18 protein-coding genes and 7 pseudogenes are annotated in these 20000 nt (G+C 55.3%); 10 read left to right on the top strand and 15 right to left on the bottom strand.

The features are described from left to right. Window positions 1-5 precede the first annotated feature (5 nt). The gene (locus tag OA238_RS06580; RefSeq protein ID WP_015494586.1) at window positions 6-1115 is read right to left on the bottom strand and encodes a calcium-binding protein; all 1110 of its coding nucleotides are present in this window, start codon (window positions 1113-1115) and stop codon (window positions 6-8) included. Window positions 1116-1383: 268 nt separating this feature from the next. On the opposite strand from OA238_RS06580, the pseudogene OA238_RS06585 reads away from it, so the two are divergent. Further along, window positions 1384-2406 (top strand): annotated as a pseudogene (locus OA238_RS06585) (IS630 family transposase). Between the two features lie 158 nt (window positions 2407-2564). Here the strand turns inward: OA238_RS06585 and OA238_RS29830 are convergent. The 4 genes and pseudogenes from OA238_RS29830 to gltX all read right to left on the bottom strand — a co-directional run bounded on the left by OA238_RS29830 (window position 2565) and on the right by gltX (window position 6961). Then, a pseudogene (locus OA238_RS29830) lies at window positions 2565-3587 on the bottom strand (IS30 family transposase). 51 nt (window positions 3588-3638) lie between these two features. Beyond that, a complete protein-coding gene (locus tag OA238_RS06595) occupies window positions 3639-4094 on the bottom strand; it encodes a GNAT family N-acetyltransferase (protein WP_015494588.1) in 456 nt (151 codons plus the stop codon). Window positions 4095-4167: 73 nt separating this feature from the next. Further along, window positions 4168-5460, bottom strand: coding sequence for a citrate synthase (locus OA238_RS06600; RefSeq protein WP_015494589.1), 1293 nt, complete (start codon window positions 5458-5460; stop codon window positions 4168-4170). 97 nt (window positions 5461-5557) lie between these two features. After that, entirely contained in the window at window positions 5558-6961 is a 1404-nt protein-coding gene (gene gltX, locus OA238_RS06605; protein ID WP_015494590.1) for a glutamate--tRNA ligase, read from the bottom strand. Window positions 6962-7029: 68 nt separating this feature from the next. On the opposite strand from gltX, the gene OA238_RS06610 reads away from it, so the two are divergent. Continuing rightward, a complete protein-coding gene (locus OA238_RS06610; protein WP_187293156.1) occupies window positions 7030-7422 on the top strand; it encodes a hypothetical protein in 393 nt (130 codons plus the stop codon). Here the strand turns inward: OA238_RS06610 and OA238_RS06615 are convergent. From OA238_RS06615 to OA238_RS06625, 4 genes and pseudogenes are all read right to left on the bottom strand, one after another. Then, window positions 7390-7983: a transposase gene (locus tag OA238_RS06615; RefSeq protein ID WP_044036423.1), complete on the bottom strand. Its 594-nt coding sequence runs from the start codon at window positions 7981-7983 to the stop codon at window positions 7390-7392. The two genes, OA238_RS06610 and OA238_RS06615, sit on opposite strands and share 33 nt — an antisense overlap. Before the next feature lie 32 nt (window positions 7984-8015). Beyond that, a pseudogene (gene tnpC, locus OA238_RS06620) lies at window positions 8016-9194 on the bottom strand (IS66 family transposase); the annotation flags it as partial. Between the two features lie 15 nt (window positions 9195-9209). Then, on the bottom strand, window positions 9210-9431 hold the full coding sequence (locus OA238_RS33560) for a DUF6444 domain-containing protein (RefSeq protein ID WP_015495645.1): 222 nt from the start codon (window positions 9429-9431) through the stop codon (window positions 9210-9212). 90 nt (window positions 9432-9521) lie between these two features. After that, on the bottom strand, window positions 9522-10082 hold the full coding sequence (locus OA238_RS06625; RefSeq protein WP_245581454.1) for a hypothetical protein: 561 nt from the start codon (window positions 10080-10082) through the stop codon (window positions 9522-9524). 83 nt (window positions 10083-10165) lie between these two features. On the opposite strand from OA238_RS06625, the pseudogene OA238_RS06630 reads away from it, so the two are divergent. The 4 genes and pseudogenes from OA238_RS06630 to OA238_RS06645 all read left to right on the top strand — a co-directional run. Continuing rightward, window positions 10166-10636 (top strand): annotated as a pseudogene (locus tag OA238_RS06630) (DUF4131 domain-containing protein); the annotation flags it as partial. A 110-nt stretch (window positions 10637-10746) separates the two neighbouring features. Next, the gene (tnpA, locus tag OA238_RS06635) at window positions 10747-11145 is read left to right on the top strand and encodes an IS200/IS605 family transposase (RefSeq protein WP_015494592.1); all 399 of its coding nucleotides are present in this window, start codon (window positions 10747-10749) and stop codon (window positions 11143-11145) included. A gap of 75 nt (window positions 11146-11220) precedes the next feature. Next, on the top strand, window positions 11221-12288 hold the full coding sequence (locus OA238_RS06640; RefSeq protein ID WP_015494593.1) for an IS630 family transposase: 1068 nt from the start codon (window positions 11221-11223) through the stop codon (window positions 12286-12288). Beyond that, the gene (locus tag OA238_RS06645) at window positions 12216-13676 is read left to right on the top strand and encodes a ComEC/Rec2 family competence protein (protein ID WP_275450494.1); all 1461 of its coding nucleotides are present in this window, start codon (window positions 12216-12218) and stop codon (window positions 13674-13676) included. Before OA238_RS06640 ends, OA238_RS06645 begins: the two co-directional genes overlap by 73 nt. Here the strand turns inward: OA238_RS06645 and lexA are convergent, their stop codons facing one another. The 5 genes and pseudogenes from lexA to OA238_RS06670 form a co-directional block, all read right to left on the bottom strand. Then, entirely contained in the window at window positions 13677-14378 is a 702-nt protein-coding gene (gene lexA / locus OA238_RS06650) for a transcriptional repressor LexA (protein WP_015494594.1), read from the bottom strand. Window positions 14379-14451: 73 nt separating this feature from the next. After that, the gene (locus tag OA238_RS06655) at window positions 14452-15642 is read right to left on the bottom strand and encodes a molybdopterin molybdotransferase MoeA (protein ID WP_015494595.1); all 1191 of its coding nucleotides are present in this window, start codon (window positions 15640-15642) and stop codon (window positions 14452-14454) included. After that, window positions 15639-16127 (bottom strand): cyclic pyranopterin monophosphate synthase MoaC, encoded by a 489-nt coding sequence (gene moaC, locus OA238_RS06660; RefSeq protein WP_015494596.1) that lies wholly within the window; start codon window positions 16125-16127, stop codon window positions 15639-15641. The genes OA238_RS06655 and moaC overlap by 4 nt, the downstream gene beginning before the upstream one ends. After that, window positions 16128-16934: an indole-3-glycerol phosphate synthase TrpC gene (gene trpC, locus OA238_RS06665; RefSeq protein WP_015494597.1), complete on the bottom strand. Its 807-nt coding sequence runs from the start codon at window positions 16932-16934 to the stop codon at window positions 16128-16130. A gap of 228 nt (window positions 16935-17162) precedes the next feature. Beyond that, a pseudogene (locus tag OA238_RS06670) lies at window positions 17163-17546 on the bottom strand (integrase core domain-containing protein); the annotation flags it as partial. 91 nt (window positions 17547-17637) lie between these two features. On the opposite strand from OA238_RS06670, the gene OA238_RS33565 reads away from it, so the two are divergent. The 3 genes from OA238_RS33565 to OA238_RS34440 all read left to right on the top strand — a co-directional run bounded on the left by OA238_RS33565 (window position 17638) and on the right by OA238_RS34440 (window position 18717). Next, entirely contained in the window at window positions 17638-17847 is a 210-nt protein-coding gene (locus tag OA238_RS33565) for a hypothetical protein (RefSeq protein WP_245581456.1), read from the top strand. 115 nt (window positions 17848-17962) lie between these two features. Continuing rightward, entirely contained in the window at window positions 17963-18358 is a 396-nt protein-coding gene (locus OA238_RS34435; RefSeq protein ID WP_015494599.1) for a transposase, read from the top strand. Beyond that, window positions 18355-18717, top strand: a complete 363-nt coding sequence (locus tag OA238_RS34440; protein ID WP_015494600.1) for a transposase — start codon at window positions 18355-18357, stop codon at window positions 18715-18717. Before OA238_RS34435 ends, OA238_RS34440 begins: the two co-directional genes overlap by 4 nt. Here OA238_RS34440 and OA238_RS33570 read toward each other — a convergent pair. Then, window positions 18718-19377, bottom strand: a pseudogene (locus tag OA238_RS33570) (transposase); the annotation flags it as partial. It lies immediately after the preceding gene. Between the two features lie 98 nt (window positions 19378-19475). On the opposite strand from OA238_RS33570, the pseudogene OA238_RS06685 reads away from it, so the two are divergent. After that, window positions 19476-19805: pseudogene (locus OA238_RS06685) on the top strand (hypothetical protein); the annotation flags it as partial. Between the last annotated feature and the right edge of the window lie 195 nt (window positions 19806-20000).

The raw sequence follows: 20000 nt of genomic DNA on the forward strand, positions 1-20000 counted from the left end.
CGGGGTTACGCGGGCGTGTAGATTGACGTGAAGACATCGGCGCCGAGCCCGTCGACCGGATCAAATGTCCCGACGATGATGGCTGCGGTAATTCCATCAATCAAAATCAACCGGCCGTTGCCAGACTCCAGGTCGGCATCTGTTATTGTGATTTCGGCATCTACGTTATCATCGGCCAGCATCACCACAATGACGTCTTCGGAGGTGTCGAAATCTGTTACAAGGGCGGCATTTCCGCGTCCGATCCAGTCTCCTATGACAAAATCATCAAAACCTGCTCCGCCCGTCGCGACGTCATTCTGCCCAAGAAATAAGAGATCATTCCCATCGCCGCCTATCAAGGTGTCATCCAAATTTTCAGAACTAGCGACGTCAGTTCCAGTGAGGCCCCATTCGGGGAAAATGGAATCACCGTCTTCGTTGATTGGTAAGGTGTCACTTCGTAGGCTTGTATAATCTTCCGATGTTAATTCGCGACTGAACAGCGTCGATCCCATGAGTACGTCGTCACCATCGCCGCCATCCAAAAAGTCTTGGCCTGCGCTGCCCAACAGCAGGTCGTCCCCACTGCCGCCGAACAAGCTGTCGTCGCCAGCGCCGCCAACCAACAGATCGCCGCCGTTGCCGCCGTTCAGAACATCATTGCCATCGCCGCCAAACAACCCGTCAACCCACGCATCGCCGTTGAGGATGTCGTTGCCGCTGCCACCTTCCAACAGGTCCTTACCGTCGCCACCCGAAAGTTGATAGTTGCCCGATCCGCCGTCCAGATCATCAAAGCCGCCCCCGCCGCTTAAGATGTCATTCCATCCGCCGCCTGAAAGTGTGTCATAGCCCGCACCGCCAAACAATTCGTCCTTGCCCAAGTCGCCTTCAATGATGTCGTTGCCGGTTCCACCCGCGATCGTGTCAAACCCTGCAAGTCCATCAATGCTGTCATTTCCAGCGCCGCCATCGTAAAAATCGGGGCCACCTGTCAGAACAACGGTGTCATCACCATCGGTGCCCACAGCGGGATCACTGTCTGTCGATGGGGTGTCAGGGTCATCATCGCTGCCCCCTGAAATGAGCGCGCCAAGACCCAATGCAACTAATAGTGCGAGAAGAATTTCCATAATTCTGTCCTGATGACGTAACTCGTAAAAAATAAATTATACTCCTGCGCCTGAATTGACCTGACGATTTTGGGCCTGCGATTCACTTCGTCGCATGGCCAAAGGCGGTTCAGTCTGTATTTTGAGTTTATGATCAAGCAATACAAAACAGTCTCCTTATCCGACGAGCAGCGCATAGCACTTGAAGCGCTTTGCCGCCGCCGCAAAGTTGACGCCCTTGTATAGCACTTGAAGCGCTTTGCCGCCGCCGCAAAGTTGACGCCCTTGTATAGCACTTGAAGCGCTTTGCCGCCGCCGCAAAGTTGACGCCCTTGTTTGGAAACGGGCGCGCGCGTTTCTTCTTTTGGACGCAGGAGAAGACGCCGGAACGGTTTGCCGGATTTTGGATATTGGCCCGACAGTTTTGACGGAGTGGCGATTTGCCTTTGCCGGTGCGGGACTATCGTTTTTCGGTCTGAAGGACTACAGCCAGCGTCAGGGTCATTTGTCCGTCGTGCAAGAGCAGGCGGTGAGAGCCCATTTCACCGCGCAGCCTGCCCGCAATGCCGATGAAGTCTGTGCCTATGTTCTAGCCGAGTGCGACCAAAACTACAGCACGTCGGGAGCCGCCAAGCTGATGCGCCGCCTGGGGTTCGCGTATAAGAAACCACAATTGCTGCCTGCACAGGCCGATGAAGCCAAGCAGGCTGCGTTTATTGCCAAATATGAGGCCCTGATGAACGGGTTGGCCGCAGATGAGATGGTTGTCTTTTCGGACGCTGTCCACCCCGAACACCAGAGCCGCCCCGCCCATGGTTGGTTCCCCAAGGGACAAAAGACGGCCCTGAAGGCGACATCAGGGCGCAAGCGGCTCAACATTCAGGGCGCGCTTGACCTTGAGACTTTCCAGTTCACCTTTGTGGAAGGCGAGAAGATCAATGCCCAGACAACCCGACAGATGCTGGAAAAGTTGGAACGCAACAACCAAACCAAGACGGCCATCCACGTCTTTGTCGACAATGCCCGCTATCATCATGCCAAGATACTACAGCCATGGCTGGACAGCCCAGCACGTCGGGTGAAGTTGCATTTCTTGCCAGCATATGCCCCGCACCTCAACCCGATCGAGCGTCTTTGGGGTGTTATGCACAAATGGGTCACCCACAATCGGCACTATGCAACGTTCAACCAATTCACAGAGGCTATTTTCGACTTCTTCCGCAAGACCCTGCGAGAAAAATAGCCAGAGTTCCGCGACACCGTCACCGACAACTTCCGCGTCATATCGCTCAAGGAATACAAAGTGATTTGAGGGGAAAACCTCAGGTCAATTCAGGCGCGGGAGTATAATATCTTTTTAATTTACAGAGTCTTCTGAATTCGTAAGACAAACTGTTTCCAAAATCGAAATAGGACTTACGCAGGCCGTGGCAGAGCGAGGTAGACGCTGTCTGACCACACACCTTGGATTTAAACATCAAGTGCAACGGTTGATTTAAAGGCCACGATTTCGTCGGCCATAGCTTCAGCGGGTGTTCTCCATCCGAGGGTTTTTCTTGGACGGTTGTTCATCAGGTTTGCAACGTCGTTGAGCCATGTTTGGCTTGCACCGCTCAGGTCAGTTCCTTTGGGCATGAACTGACGCAGCAGTCCGTTGGTGTTCTCGTTGCTGCCGCGCTGCCAGGGAGCATGCGGATCGCAGAACTAGATATCAATTTTCAATCGTCGCGCCAATTCCGGATGGCAGGCCATTTCGGAGCCACGGTCATAGGTCATGCTCTTGCGCAAATCAGCGGGTAGTCGTCTCATCTGGCGGGTGAAGCTGTCAAGCGCGGCCTCGGCCCCATTGCCATCCATTTTGCAAAGAATGACAAAGCGTGTCTTGCGCTCGACCAAGGTCCCCACTGACGAGCGATTGAATGCGCCCTTGATGAGGTCGCCCTCCCAATGGCCTGGTACCAGTCGTGCTTCGATCTCTTCAGGGCGATTGATAATGCGCAATGATTCCGGGACCATAGCACTGCCCGCCGCTGTCCTGCGCTTGAGCCCACGCTTAGGCTTCGCTTGACGCAACGCCTCGATCATCGCCGCCTTCAGCCCGCCACGTGGCTGCGCGTAAATCGCGGCATAGATGGTCTCATGGCTCACATGGGCGGATGGATCATCAGGCTTCATGAGACGCAGTCTCTGCGCAATCTGCTCAGGCGACCAGTGCAGATGTACGAGCTTGCCATGAACGAAACGATAAAGATCGCTCCCCTCCACAAGCTTGCGCTTGCGGCGGCAGCGCGCGCGCCGGGCATCATAGGCCTGCCGCGCCGCTTGCGGGCAATAGCTGCCGTCTTCCTGCCGACCTCGCGCCAGCTCACGGCAGATCGTGCTCGCCGGGCGATGCAAAAGCTGGCCGATCAACCGCTGACTGCTGCCCCTATTATGCTCGGCTAATATCACGCCACGGTCCTCGCTGCTGAGGTGCTTGCTTCGTATGTCCATCACAACATCCTATGCCCAAAGGGCTCTGAGTGTTGCATTTGAAACTTGAGTCTAAGCACCGTCGATGCAAAATGTGCCTTTGGCGCGGTGGGTTTCGGTAAAACCAAGGGACGTGAGCAGCCCGACTGACGCGGTGTTGAGCGGGTCTGCATCGGCGGTCAGTTCGGTGTGATCCGTGTTCGCCCATAGGAAGGGGATGATTGCACCCATCGCTTCGGTGATGATGCCTTTGCGCCAATGATCGGGGTGCAGGATGAAGCCGACTTCGTTGTCGACGTGATTGCCCGCGTTGCCAATAAGCCGTCCGTCCAATTCGATCTGGAAGTAGGTTTTTCGGCTGTGCCAGTCGTTAAGGCGCCACTCAAGGCTTCGTTTCGTCACTGCGCGGCTCTCATGGGGCGCGGTTGACCAGTACTGCATGGCGCGAGGATCTGAATAGATCGCAAACATATCGTCTAAATCGCCCGCCTGTGGGCCGCGCAAGATCAGTCGTTCGGTAAATATCATAAAATAAGCTCCCCCAAGCAATAAGGGCCCCCAAGATGAACTTGGAGGCCCTTTGGTCTGTCATTTAGACAAATTAACGGTCTTCGATATCCACATAATCAATGGCCGCTTCACCCATGTACAGCTGACGGGGACGCCCAATTTTCAGCTGTGGATCATCAAGCTGTTCTTTCCACTGCGAAACCCAGCCGACGGTGCGCGCCAATGCGAAGATCGGCGTGAACATTGACGTCGGGAAACCCATCGCCTCAAGGATAATGCCGGAATAGAAGTCAACGTTCGGGAATAGCTTTTTCTCTGCAAAGTAGGGATCAGCGAGTGCCTGTTTTTCAAGTTCCATCGCGACCTGAAGCAGTGGATTGTCTTCGACGCCCATCAGTTCGAGCACTTCGTCAGCAGATTTTTTCATTACCGTCGCGCGCGGGTCGAAGTTTTTGTAAACGCGGTGACCAAAGCCCATCAAACGGTAGTTGTCGTTCTTGTCTTTGGCGCGGGCAATGAATTCAGGTATTCGATCAACCGTGCCAATTTCTTTTAGCATCTCAAGGCAGGCTTGGTTTGCGCCACCATGTGCAGGCCCCCAAAGACAGGCGATGCCAGCGGCAATACAGGCGAACGGGTTGGCGCCAGATGAGGACGCAAGGCGCACCGTGGACGTAGATGCGTTTTGTTCATGATCCGCGTGCAGCGTGAAAATACGGTCCATCGCGCGCGCAAGGATCGGGTTCACGTGGTATTCTTCTGCGGGAACGCTGAAACACATATGCAAGAAATTGGACGCATAATCGAGGTCGTTGCGCGGGTACACAAACGGTTGCCCGATTGAATACTTATACGCCATCGCTGCAATTGTCGGCATTTTCGCTACCAAACGAATGGACGCCACTTCGCGCTGGTGTGGATCGTTGGGGTCCGTGCTGTCGTGATAGAAAGCAGACATTGCACCAACCACGCCAACCATCGTCGCCATCGGATGCGCATCGCGACGGAACCCGCGGAAGAAGTTGTGCATCTGTTCGTGGATCATTGTGTGGTTCGTCACGAGACGTTCAAATTTCTCCAACTCTTCAGCAGATGGAAGATTGCCGTAGAGCAGTGCAAAACACACTTCGAGATAATGGGATTTTTCGGCCAACTGGTCAATCGGGTAGCCGCGGTGCAGCAATTCGCCCTTGTCGCCATCGATAAAGGTAATCGTGCTGTCGCAGGCCGCTGTCGACGTAAAGCCAGGATCGTAGGTGAACACGCCCGCTTGGCTGTAGAGTTTGCGAATATCTATGACATTCGGCCCAGCGGTTGGGGAAAGAATCGGCAGCTCATATGAAATGCCATCAATTGTCAGTGTTGCGGTTTTCTGTTCAGCCATGTTTTTTCCCTTTCAAGGCACGCCCATGGGGGTCCCAAGCAGCGTCAGCGGTTATCTGGTTCACTTTTCGTTACCCAAGAAAGGTAACAAAAGCGTTTCAGCAGGTGGCGTCTTGAATACGAGAGATAGTTTCTTCGCGTCCAAGGATCAACATCATGTCAAAAATCGAAGGGGACACACCGCGACCCGCGAGCGCCGCGCGAAGCGGGCCAGCCAGTTTGCCGAGTTTGGTGTCATGGGCCTCAGCGAGGGCGGCCACGATCCCCTCAAGTTCTTCTCTGGACCAGCTAGCAGTTTGCAGCTGCGGCGTCAATTCTGCCAGTATACCTTTGTGTACATCGTCAAGCGACTTGGCAGGCTTTTCATCAATGGATATAGGCCGCGACGTCAAGATAAAGTGTGCCTTATCAAGAAGTTCTGGAAATGTCTTCGCACGTTCTTTCAGGCTAGGCATGGCCTTCAACATGCCGTTACATTGCGCTGCAGTCAGCGCAGGTGCGTCCGTTGCCACCAGAAACACCTCAAGTTCATGCAGCAGCGCAGCATTTTCTGCGACTGCAACATGCTGACCACACAGGTTTTCGAGCTTTTTGGTATCAAATCGCGCGGGGCTTTTGCCGATGCCATCGAAATCAAACCAGTCACGCGCCTGCGCATCGCTGAAAAATTCATCATCGCCATGTGACCAGCCTAAACGGGTCAAATAATTACGCATGCCTGCCGCTGGATAGCCCAAAGCCTGATATTCGGACGCACCCGTCGCGCCGTGGCGTTTGGACAGCTTTTTGCCATCAGGCCCGAAAATAAGCGGTATGTGGGCGAGTGTGGGTTTGCTCCAGCCCATGGCGTCGTAAATCAGGTTCTGGCGAAACGCATTTGCAAGGTGATCGTCACCACGGATCACATGGGTGACTCCCATATCATGATCATCCACCACCACCGCAAGCATATAGACCGGCGAGCCGTCAGAGCGCAGCAATATCATGTCATCGAGTTGCTCGTTTTGCCATGTGACGTCGCCTTGGACCTCATCATGCAAGGTTGTCGCTCCGGTGCGCGGAGCTTTGAGGCGCACAACAAAGGGCAGGTCGGGGTGGTCGGGGTCTGCCACGTCGCGCCAAGGTGAGCGGTAGAGGGTCGAGACCTTGTTGGCGCGCGCATCCTCTCGGAACGCCTCAATCTCGTCTTGGGTTGCGAAACATTTGTAGGCATGCCCATCTGCAAGCATCTGGTGCGCGACCTCTGCGTGACGATCAGCTTGTGCGGCTTGCGATGTTGGCGCACCGTCCCAATCCAGGCCCAGCCATGTCAGCCCGTCAAGGATCGCTTGGGTGTTTTCGTCCGTTGATCGCGCCTTGTCGGTGTCTTCAATGCGCAGCAAGAACTTGCCGCCACGCCCGCGCGCATAAAGCCAGTTGAACAGCGCCGTGCGTGCGCCGCCGATGTGCAGCGCACCCGTTGGTGAGGGGGCAAAGCGGGTGACGACGGGCGTTTCGGACATGGGAAATTAACCTTTTGCTAACCACCATTTTGGTATGTTGGTGGGCTTAGGCGGGCAATACTAACAACTTGAGGGAATATCCAGTGCGCAGGCTGCACGACCTTGGGACACAATTCGGTGCCCAGCGGGGCCATCTGTTCGGCTGGACACCTGTTCTGCTGGGTCTTGGCATTTGCGGCTACTTTGCAGCGCAGACCGAACCCGCTGCGATCACTTGTGTAATGCTACTTGGGATCGGGCTGTTCGGGATCGCTGTGCAACGGCTTTTGCCAGATGGTGCGCGCATTATCGTTGTTGGCGTGGCGCTGCTTCTGGTCGGGTTTGGTTTGGCCGGACTGCGGGCCAATATCGTGGCGGAACCGGTGTTGGGGTTTCGCTATTATGGCCCCATTCAAGGGCGCATCATCGAAATTGACCGGTCCGGCATACTACACGACTCTTGTGATTATGTGTGGAATTAGTATCCACGGTGAGACAGCGGCGTTTGGGTCTGACCTGAGCAGTTTACGGAGCTGATCGAAGCCAATTCGAAAGAATGACTTTGCAAAATATCCGTGTTTTTTCCGCTTCATTTTCCCGCCTCCAATAAGCTTTGTGGCGGTTTTAGATGCCCATGCAACCGCGAGCGCAACGCCCCCTACAAGAAGCTCAAGTTTTTTGGAGATGGTCAGTCGTGTGTCTTCAAGATTGAAGCCGCGTGTCTTTGTGTCGCCAAAGAGGCTCTCAATGGCCCATCTTTTCTTGTAGGTGGCGAGGGCCCGATGTGCGGGCCGGTTAGAGACGACGATCAAAAGCTCACCCCCCTTGATGCGCTTTGCAGCAAAGCTAAACCACGTGGCCTCCCCCAAATTGTTGCCTCCAAATCGGGCATCAAAGTTGCGCTTACCGCGACAGGTGCGCAACAAGGTGCTTAGATTTTGCGTTTTCCCGTCCTGTGTGGTCACAAGTTGGTTTGCTTTGATACGGATGACAAATGGGACGTTGTTTTTATGAAGAAAATCCGTAACTCCCAAGGACCCCATCGGATATCGGGTTTTGTGTTGCCCTTGCGACGTTAGAGCCGAGCGATGATCTGTTGTGGTGATAGGGTGAGTGTTTCGAGGATATTGCCCCCGTGTTTTCTGACCGTCGAGATGACGGATCTGATGTCAGCGAAGACCTGCGCGCCCTCGAGGGTGCGGAAAGTTCCCGAGATTTTCATGCGCAACTTCATCATGCGCAGGTCCCGTTCGGCCTGATTGTTGGTGAAGGGAACTGTGAAGTCCGTAAGGAACCTTAGGACGTCATCACGGTAGTCGCGCAAGCGGACCAGAAGGTTATGGCCTGGCCGCCTGGCTTTTCGGCCTCGCGCACCAGTGCGTCTAGCCAGTGGGTCTTGTCGCTCATGGAAGGCGAGGCCCTCGGTGAGGATAGCCATGTATTTGGTGAGGATGCCGTGGTGAACCGACGTGGGGAGTTCGGTCTCGCCTCGCCCCTGAGCCGCGCACTTGAGCTGATTGGCGCTGTTGAGCAGCACGCTCATCGCGCACGCCCACAGCTCCTTTTCGATTTCTTCGATGGCCTTGAGTTCCCGTAAATGATGCGCCCCGCACAGGGCGTGCGCGTCCACCCCACTCATATGGGCGTAATAGGACTTCCAGTGGTCATGAACAATTGTCCCGCCGGTCAGGAAGGATGGAACAGCACCGCGCTTGGCGCTGATGCGATAATGCGTGAAGGCGAGATCGCTGATTGAGTGCAGCCAGTGCAGCTTACCATCAACACGAAGTCCGGTCTCATCCAGATGCCGAACGCCGCCTTCATTGAGCCGGGCCAGAATGTGTTCGACGACGCCACCCAAGGTACGCGCTGTGCCGTTCACCCAGTTGGTCACGCTGGCCGCGCATAGGCTGGTGGCACCAAACAAATCACGCAGGAGTTGGCAGACCCGATCCTCGGGGATCAGCTGCTGAACATTGCAGTAGACCGCCGCCGCCCGAATGCGCTTACCGTATTGCACGTGTGCATTCACGCCATCGGGAAAGGTGGCTGTCGTCGTGGCTCGGCAATGGCCACAACAATAAATCGCTGCCTGATGCTCTGTGACCTCCAGACGCGGCACCGGTATGTCATAAACCTGACGCCTCTCCACCGCCTTGATCATCCCAGCCGTCAAGCCATGCTGACAGGTGCCACAGGCCTCAGCCTCATGTCGCTCCACAAAGTCAGGCGTTGCTGTCTGACGTAGGGTGTCGCCTCGGTGGCCAACTTAACCACCACTTTTCTTACCGGACTTACCACGCAGGCTACGCGGTACCGGCTTCTTCAACCCATCACTCGAAGGCGGCTTGCTGCTATTACTGCTGTTCTTGGCCAACTGACGCCGCAGATCCGCATTCTCTTGCGCCATGCTCGCCAACGCGGCTTCCAACTCGGCGATCCTGCGCAGAGCCGTGGCGAGGAGTTGTTCAAGAGCAGTAACTTGGTCCATTCCACCAATGATTCAGAGAAATCGTCACAGCGCCACGAAATTCAGACCACAACAGAAAATTCATGCGCCTAATAACCAAGGAGACTCACATCAAAACTGACAAAAACCCGTTATCGGCTGGGGTGCTTGGGAGTTACGAAAATCCAACCATTGTGCTCCAATGAATTCCCGGTCCGCTAACAAGAACTTGATGGTGGAGACCTCAAACACCGACAGATAACGTTTCATCAAGGCAATGCGCTGAGCAGTATCGCTGTTCCCTGCACGCCCCAAAACGCTCCACATCAACGGAATACGGTGGCGGCGTGTGACAATGGCTAAGACCAAGAAGTTGACATGGCGTTGGCCAATTTTCCAATTTGTTCGGTCCAAGCATAAATGCCAGGTGGGGCCAGAACCAATCATTTTAACAAGCAAGGGGGCCGCCCAATCCGAGCCAAGATCAACATGCTGGAAAAAGCGTTGTAGGCGACGGTAGGTGCTTTCAACCTTGCTATCGGTAGGAAACTCACAGGCCAGATGGCTCAAATTTACCGTCCGGGCATTCACCATTCCCATGATCAAGAGGCACATCGTTTCAAGGCGACTGTTGCTCAACTCTAAATGGGGGGATAACCTCTTCTTGAGGGTCGTCAGGGCTTTCGTGATCATCCGTGGAACCTTTTTTAGCGATAAGAGTCCGCTCCTAAATCACCTTCTGACACCCTCAACCACCCTACTTTCGTGTAGTATGCCGGTCCGGATCAGACGCCGTGCGCCTGACGCTTGATCGTGTTGTGCTGGCGCGGATGGACACAGCCCGCACGCCCGCAACCGTGCGTATTTCGTTGCATGGCGATCAGGGGTTTATCACGCCCGAACCGGGGCAGGTCGTCTTGATGACGGGGCATCTGTCGCCGCCATCCGGCCCTGTGGAACCGGGTGGTTTCGATTTTCAACGCATGGCATGGTTTGAAGGGCTCGGCGCGGTCGGCTATACACGCACCCCTGTTTTATTGGGCGCTGAGGCCAGCGAGGCCGCGGCGGGTCTGTGGGTCTATCGCCAAAGGGTCGCAATCAGTCGCGGCGTGCAGGACCGATTGAACGGCGAATCCGGTGCCTTTGCCGCTGCGATCATGACGGGGGACCGATCCGGCATGGGGCAGGACAGTTTGGCGGCGCTGCGGGCGTCCAATCTGGCGCATTTACTTTCCACAAACGGGATTAAAGCCACCGGCTTCCAGCCGGTCCGCTTTAGCGTAATGTACTATAATCTTCCCTCTCATTTTTAAGACCCCGCGAAGCGGTAAGGGTCTTAAAAATGAAAGGGAAGATTATGATCTATTCCACAGGAAGCCATACCAAATTTTATCACCGATTTCACGTCGTCTGGACAACAAAATACCGATACAAAGTTATGCGCGGTGAAATGCGTGAGCGTATCCGTGAAACCATTATCCAAACATGCCAAGAACTTGGCGTGCATATTGAGACGGGCGTATTGTCGACCGATCACGTCCACATGTTCATATCGGTCCCGCCTCAGATAGCTTTGTCAAAGGTGATGATGCGGATCAAGGGACGCTCGTCTTATAAGATACAGCGCGAGTTTCCCGAACTGCGCAAACGGTACTGGGGCCAGCGGTTTTGGGCTCGCGGATTTTTCTCAACAACCAGCGGCAATGTCACTGACGCTGTCATACTTCAGTATCTTGAATTATACTCCTGCGCCTGAATTGACCTGACGATTTTGGGCCTGCGATTCACTTCGTCGCATGGCCAAAGGCGGTTCAGTCTGTATTTTGAGTTTATGAGCAAGCAATACAAAACAGTCTCCTTATCCGACGAGCAGCGCATAGCACTTGAAGCGCTTTGCCGCCGCCGCAAAGTTGACGCCCTTGTTTGGAAACGGGCGCGCGCGTTTCTTCTTTTGGACGCAGGAGAAGACGCCGGAACGGTTTGCCGGATTTTGGATATTGGCCCGACAGTTTTGACGGAGTGGCGATTTGCCTTTGCCGGTGCGGGACTATCGTTTTTCGGTCTGAAGGACTACAGCCAGCGTCAGGGTCATTTGTCCGTCGTGCAAGAGCAGGTGGTGAGAGCCCATTTCACCGCGCAGCCTGCCCGCAATGCCGATGAGGTCTGTGCCTATGTTCTAGCCGAGTGCGACCAAAACTACAGCACGTCGGGAGCCGCCAAGCTGATGCGCCGCCTGGGGTTCGCGTATAAGAAACCACAATTGCTGCCTGCACAGGCCGATGAAGCCAAGCAGGCTGCGTTTATTGCCAAATATGAGGCCCTGATGAACGGGTTGGCCGCAGATGAGATGGTTGTCTTTTCGGACGCTGTCCACCCCGAACACCAGAGCCGCCCCGCCCATGGTTGGTTCCCCAAGGGACAAAAGACGGCCCTGAAGGCGACATCAGGGCGCAAGCGGCTCAACATTCAGGGCGCGCTTGACCTTGAGACTTTCCAGTTCACCTTTGTGGAAGGCGAGAAGATCAATGCCCAGACAACCCGACAGATGCTGGAAAAGTTGGAACGCAACAACCAAACCAAGACGGCCATCCACGTCTTTGTCGACAATGCCCGCTATCATCATGCCAAGATACTACAGCCATGGCTGGACAGCCCAGAACGTCGGGTGAAGTTGCATTTCTTGCCAGCATATGCCCCGCACCTCAACCCGATCGAGCGTCTTTGGGGTGTTATGCACAAATGGGTCACCCACAATCGGCACTATGCAACGTTCAACCAATTCACAGAGGCCATTTTCGACTTCTTCCGCAAGACCCTGCCAGAAAAATGGCCAGAGTTCCGCGACACCGTCACCGACAACTTCCGCGTCATATCGCTCAAGGAATACAAAGTGATTTGAGGGGAAAACCTCAGGTCAATTCAGGCGCGGGAGTATACATTCAAAAAGGGAACCTACCGGCGTCAGCCGGTAGTCGTTCAGTTGCAATCTCCGGCATGCATATGGGCATTTTGGCCGCATTCATATTTGCGACGCTGCGCTATGGGTTCGCGCTGTGGCCTACGGCCGCGCTGTATTGGCCGACCAAGAAAATAGCCGCCATTGGCGCATTGATCGTGGCGGCGGGCTATTTGGCCCTGTCGGGTGGCAATGTATCGACGGAACGCGCGTTTGTTATGGTCGCGGTGATGTTGGTGGCGGTATTGTTTGATCGCCGTGCCCTGACGTTGCGCGCCGTCGCGATTGCAGCGCTAATCGTGCTGACATTGCGGCCAGAAGCGCTGTTTGGCCCTGGATTTCAAATGTCGTTTGCGGCAACGACAGCCCTAGTCGCGGTGTTTGGTGTGATGCGCCAAATGGACTTGCCGCGCATGCCGCGATGGGCGAAATCCGTCGGCGCTGTAATTATTTCGTCCCTTGTGGCAGGGTTGGCAACAGCCCCCTTCGCGGCGTTCCATTTCAACCAGATCGCGCAGCTTGGGCTGATTGCGAACCTGATGTCGGTGCCTTTGATGGGGACGCTGGTGATGCCTGCGGCAGTGTTGGCCGCGGTCCTCGCGCCCTTGGGAATGGAGATGGTCGGGCTGTGGGCGATGGATTTGGGCCTGCGTTGGATTTTGGGCGTGGCACATTTTGTCGCCGATCAGGACGGTGCCTTGCGCCATGTTGTGACACCGGGACCAGAGATTTTGGCCCTGATCTCATTGGGTGGGATCTTCGTGGTGCAATGGCGCGGGTCGATCCGTTGGGCAGGTGTCGCGCCGGTGATTTTGGCGTTTGCGCTATGGCATCTGGCGCAACGTCCGGCGCTGTTGATCGCCGAGTCGGGGTCGTTGATCGGCGTGATGACCGAAACTGGTCGGGTTGTGTCCAAAGAAAGCGTTGAAGCATTTGCCGCAGAAAGTTGGTTGGAAAACGACGGCGCACCGGTTGCGCAATGGGTGGCCTATGAGCGGGACGGATTTTTGGAACAGGGCCGCACGGTGTCCGTGACAGTAGCAGGCACGCGGGTATTGAACCTGCGCGGAGCCACCGCGCTGGCGGCGATTGAGGGCTGCGGTGGGGCTGATATCGTGATTACCAACCAAGAAATGCGGGCCTTGGCGGGCTGTGAGGTGTACGACATCGTGCGCTTGCGCCAAACGGGTGCGCTGGCGGGATGGATCGAGACGGGCAAACTGCGGCTGATTTCCGTGCGCGATCACACAGGGGATCGGATCTGGAACACCGCGTCCGTGCGCAGGCGCGAGCGGCCGTTGATGACCCTGCTCGCGCAAGCGTTGAACTGATTAGTAGGTGCGGATGAGGCCCACCAAACGGCCCTGAACCTTGACCTGATCATCGCGATACAGGCGGGTTTCGTAAGCTGGGTTCGCCGCCTCAAGTGCTATGGCACTGCCGTTGCGCCGATAACGTTTCAGCGTCGCTTCGGCGTCTTCCACCAAGGCCACAACGATGTCGCCGTTGTCCGCTGTCGATGTCTCCCGGATCACCACGACATCGCCGTCATTGATGCCCGCGTCGATCATCGAATCGCCTTTGACTTCAAGGGCGTAGTGTTCCCCTTTGCCAACCATAGAGGCCGGCACAGAAACGTTATGGCTGATTTCGGAAATCGCCGCGATCGGCACACCTGCAGCAATGCGGCCCATCACGGGCAATTCAATCGCGCCACCAGTTTCAAGCGGTTGTGCGCCGTGCGGGCGGCTGTCGGGACGATCGCCATCAATCACGCGCGGGGTGAATCCGGACGCGGCATCAAGCTTGTTTTGCAACGCCTCGGGCAGTTTCACAATTTCAAGGGCGCGGGCACGGTGCGCGAGGCGGCGGATAAAACCGCGTTCCTCAAGCGCTGTAATCAGGCGGTGGATGCCAGATTTAGACCGTAAATCAAGGGCTTCTTTCATTTCATCAAAGCTCGGCGGGACACCATCGCGGGCCACGCGTTTCTGAATGAATTCTAACAGATCAAGTTGCTTCTTTGTGAGCATATGCACTCTCCCTCAACACCAATTGATTTGTGATGTTCTATCCTTGTTCCCGTTTTGTGTCAATATGTTCTATCTAGATCGGGTAGATGGTGACCGGATCGCCTGACGCTTTTGCGGTATCATCGATCGGGCGCAGCAGCAGGCAATTGGCTAGCGACAAGACGGTCAGCATGGAACTGTCCTGCTTGTCGAACGCGGAGACGATGCGGGCGTTTTTACCTTCGCTGAAGTGCGCACGCATGTAATGCGCACGTGGGCCACCTGTGGGCAAGGGCGCATCAAGTCGGGCGGACACACCGCGTGGCAAAACGTCAGATTGGCCAAGTGCGCGGCGCACCATCGGCAACAAGAACAGGTGGCCACAGACCACCGCAGAAACCGGGTTTCCAGGTAACCCGAGAAAGGCCGTTGAGCCCAAAGCGCCTGCCATCAGCGGCTTACCCGGACGCATGGCAATTTTATGAAAGCTGCGGGTCACACCGAAACGGTCCAACGCAGGTGCCACGAGGTCATGATCCCCCACCGACGCGCCACCGATGGTGACGATGATGTCCGCACCCCAATCACTGGCCTGTTGCAGGATGTCATCAAGGGCGTCTGGCGTGTCTGGCGCGATGGGCAGGACGTTGGGGATTGCGCCAGCGTCAATCAGCATGGCCTGAAGCGCAAAAATGTTGGACGCTATGATTTGATCGGGCGCAGGATCGCCCCCCGGCATCAACAATTCATCGCCGGTAGATATTAGGGCGACCTTCGGGCGGTGGGTGACGCGCACCGATCCGTGGTTCATCGCCGCGATCAGGGCGAGGTCGGAGGCCGTCAATTTTCTAGGTGCATTAAGCGTGAAGGTTTCTTTAAAATCAAGGCCTTGCGGTCGAATATTAATGTTACCTATCGCGTCGGGGCCAAGAGTAATCGTCTCACCTGTGCGGGTCACATTTTCCTGAATAACGACTTGGTCCGCGCCGTTTGGCACCGGCGCTCCTGTAAAAATGCGGACAGCTTGATCAGCGTTGACAGTGCCGTCCCAACCGTGTCCCGCCGCGGATTCTGCGATGACCGTGAGGGTGGCACCAATCTTTGCGTCGTGGCTGCGTATCGCATATCCATCCATCGCCGACGCGGAAAACGGTGGCTGGTCACGTTTGGCCCGTAGCGGTTCTGCCAAAGTGCGACCATGGGCATCGGCGAGCGCGATCGTTTCGACAGGTCCGGTTTGGACCAGCGCAAGGCACAACGCCTGCGCTTGTTCAACGGTGATCATCCTTCAAATCGGCCGGATTTACCGCCGTCTTTCAAGGTCACATGCAGCCCGCCAATTTCCATGTCTTTCTGCACCGCCTTGAGCATGTCGTAGACCGTGAGGGCCGCGATTGAGGCCGCGGTTAGGGCTTCCATTTCGACGCCAGTTTGCCCGGTGGTTTTAACCGTCGCTTCGATCCGCACACCGGGCAGCGTGGGGTCCGGCGTCAGATCGACCGCGACCTTTGTGATCGCCAATGGGTGACACAGCGGGATGAGGTCTGATGTCTTTTTTGCGCCCTGAATACCTGCGATGCGGGCGATATCAAGGACATCACCCTTTTTGGCGGTGCCTGCGGTGACATGGGCCAGCGTTTCAGGTGACATCTTGATCCACGCGGCGGCCGTTGCGATGCGCGACGTGATGTCCTTGGTGGACACATCAACCATGTGCGCCTGTCCCTGCGCATCGAAATGGCTTAGCGTGTCTGGCGTCTTTTGGGGCATCTACATACCGCCCATAATGTTGGGGCTGGCCAGCAGCCGGCGGGTGGCGGCGGCCACATCGTCTTGGCGCATCAGGCTTTCCCCGATCAGAAAACTGCGCGCGCCATATCGTGCCATATCCGCGAGGTCTTGGGCTGTGTTCAGCCCACTTTCGCACACGATTGTCCGATCCGCAGGAACAAGACGCGACAGGGTGCGTGTGGTGTCCAAAGTGGTCTCAAACGTGTTGAGGTTGCGATTGTTGATGCCCATCAGCGGCGATTTGAGAGCGCTTGCGCGTTCCAATTCTGCCGCGTTATGGACTTCAAGCAGGACATCCATGTCCCACTCAAGTGCTGCGGCTTCTAGTTCAGCCGCTTGCGCGTCGCTGACCGTGGCGAGGATGATCAGGATCGCGTCGGCCCCAAGGGCGCGCGCTTCGGTGACTTGATAGGTGTCATACATGAAATCTTTGCGCAACGCGGGAAGTTCGACGGCGTCGCGTGCGGAGGTCAGGAACTCGTCCGCACCTTGGAAGGATGGACCATCTGTCAGCACGCTTAAACAAGTGGCACCGCCAAGGGCGTAGGCTGCGGCCAGTTCGGGTGGGTTGAAATCTGCGCGGATCAAACCCTTGGAGGGGCTGGCCTTCTTGATCTCGGCTATTAGGCCAAAGCCTTGGCGACTGGCTTCGATCAGGCGATCTGCAAAGCCGCGCGTCGGCGAGGCGGCACGGGCGGCGGTTTCGAGTTCGGCCAGTGGGCGCGCCTGTTTACAAGCGGCGATATGGTCGAGTTTGTAAGCTTTTATTTTGTCTAAGATATCCATGGCGTAGTGTTAGCGCTGCTGGCTACCGTGTGCAATTGCGCGTGCCGCGGATGGGTGCAAAAAGTAAAAAATTTGCGGTGATTCGTACGGCGGGTCTCGATGTGGGAACCGATAGGTGGCGCCGTTTGGCGGATTTGGAGGGGGCCTGCCCCTACTGTATGTCGTCAGGTTTATGGGTCCAAAGGCGGCTTAAACTAAAAGAGAGTTCGGCTCATCTGGTTGGTTTCATTATGCGGCGCGTTGCCTATGATGCAAGCGTCGTGCTTCGGGCGTCTTTCGTTTGATCCTTTCGCGCTGTTGCAGAATGGCTTTGTCACGTCCGAAGTAGCCGTCAGATGGCGTGAAGTTGTTCAGGCTCTCGTGGAAGCGCCGATGGTTGTAGTGATCGACGAAGGCTTCGATCTGCGCTTCGAGATCACCTGGCAGAAAGTAGTTTTCGAGCAAGATGCGGTTCTTCAAAGTTTGATGCCAACGTTCGATCTTGCCTGGGGTTTGAAGGTGGTAGGGCGCGCCGCGAGAATGCTTCATTCTCTTATCTTGCAGCCATTCCGCCAAGTCGCCTGAGACATAGCTGGATCTGTTGTCGCTGAGCAAACGCGGCTTGTGAACAATGTGGTCTCCCATACTACACGACAGTAGGGTGTTTGAGGGTGCCAGAAGGTGATTTAGGAGCGGACTCTTATCGCTAAAAAAGGTTCCACTGATGATCACGAAAGCCCTGACGACCCTCAAGAAGAGGTTATCCCCCCATTTAGAGTTGAGCAACAGTCGCCTTGAAACGATGTGCCTCTTGATCATGGGAATGGTGAATGCCCGGACGGTAAATTTGAGCCATCTGGCCTGTGAGTTTCCTACCGATAGCAAGGTTGAAAGCACCTACCGTCGCCTACAACGCTTTTTTCCAGCATGTTGATCTTGGCTCGGATTGGGCGGCCCCCTTGCTTGTTAAAATGATTGGTTCTGGCCCCACCTGGCATTTATGCTTGGACCGAACAAATTGGAAAATTGGCTAACGCCATGTCAACTTCTTGGTCTTAGCCATTGTCACACGCCGCCACCGTATTCCGTTGATGTGGAGCGTTTTGGGGCGTGCAGGGAACAGCGATACTGCTCAGCGCATTGCCTTGATGAAACGTTATCTGTCGGTGTTTGAGGTCTCCACCATCAAGTTCTTGTTAGCGGACCGGGAATTCATTGGAGCACAATGGTTGGATTTTCTTCATAAAAACAACGTCCCATTTGTCATCCGTATCAAAGCAAACCAACTTGTGACCACACAGGACGGGAAAACGCAAAATCTAAGCACCTTGTTGCGCACCTGTCGCGGTAAGCGCAACTTTGATGCCCGATTTGGAGGCAACAATTTGGGGGAGGCCACGTGGTTTAGCTTTGCTGCAAAGCGCATCAAGGGGGTGAGCTTTTGATCGTCGTCTCTAACCGGCCCGCACATCGGGCCCTCGCCACCTACAAGAAAAGATGGGCCATTGAGAGCCTCTTTGGCGACACAAAGACACGCGGCTTCAATCTTGAAGACACACGACTAACCATCTCCCAAAAACTTGAGCTTCTTTTAGGTCTCGTTGCGCTCGCGGTTGCATGGGCATCTAAAACCGCCACAAAGCTTATTGGAGGCGGGGAAATGAAGCGGAAAAAACACGGATATTTTGCAAAGTCATTCTTTCGAATTGGCTTCGATCAGCTCCGTAAACTGCTCAGGTCAGACCCAAACGCCGCTGTCTCACCGTGGATACTAATTCCACCCATAATCACAAGAGTCGTGTAGTATGGTGGTCTCCTTCAGCGCCAGCTTCACAACTTTGCGCCGCACCTCATCAGGAATGCGGTTCCAAACGTGTTTTGGTTTGGGAGATTGATCCTGCAACCCAGCCTCACCGCGTTGAAGGTATCGGTCGTACCAGCGATAGAATGTGGTGCGAGGAATACCCAGCTTGGCTAACGTCAGACGTGCCGATAGATGCGATCCTTACCACAAGCCGGATGATCTCCAGCGTCTCAGATGCCGGGTACCTCATTCGTGGTCGCCCCATCCATTGCCCGGCAGGCGATTTCAAAGCAATCTGCCGAGAGGGGCCTATCATGCTTTTTTTGAGCAAACGGAGTTCAAGCGTTTGTTCCGCCACGACCTCCTTCAGGTCACGGGCCTCTTGGCGCAGGTCTTTGACTTCGTCAGTCGTGGCAGCACGGGCGGTGTCTCCAGCCAGTCGGCGCTTCCCAGCTCCATGAAGTCCTTCGACCATTTGTAATAGATGCCTTGGGAAAGGCCCTCACGACGGCACAGTTCGGCAATACTGTCTTCACCTCGCAGACCGTCCAAGACGATCCTGATCTTCTCTTCCGACGAATAATGCTTGCGGGTAGCCCGTTTGATATCTTTGACGAGCTTCTCGCCAGGGCTTTTGCGTATTCCAGTTGTCTGTCTCATGTTCCACTCCTCAGTGGTTACGATGAGCCAACAACTCTCTCCTATCAAATATGGCTATTGGGACCCATAAGCGCTGACGTCAGACAGTTCCAAACGTGTATCAGCTACGGCTGTCAAAGCATGGGTTCAAGGTCTCGCCCTCTCATGCATGTAAACAAACCACTGCCGGGCAGCGGATGAGTGGGAAAGGTAATTGCTATGACAATTCGATGGTTGAGACGTTCTTCAAATCCACTCTTATCGGTGAATATGAATATTCACCTGCCGGGCAAGGCAAGGCAGAGTTGATCTGGCGCAACCGTTGGGACACACGCCGTCAGGCAGAAGGCGCGATCTTCCAGTATATCAGTGGGTTCTATAACCCGCGCCGCCGCCACTCATCACTAGGCGGCAAAAGCACCTTGGCATTCGAAAGAAAGGCCGCATAAATGAGTTCAGAGACCGGAACGTAAACGCGACAAGACCACTTATCAAATTACCCTATTTGGACCCATAGGCGCTGATGTCTAACAGGCAGCATATGCTGATGACAACACAACGCCTTCACGCCGCGAAATTTTTTAGCCGCTGATCGCGACCCAGCACAGTGCCAAAGTTGTACACGCCATTAAGCTCAGGGTGGC

It is taken from the genome of Octadecabacter arcticus 238 (assembly GCF_000155735.2).
Taxonomy (GTDB): domain Bacteria; phylum Pseudomonadota; class Alphaproteobacteria; order Rhodobacterales; family Rhodobacteraceae; genus Octadecabacter; species Octadecabacter arcticus.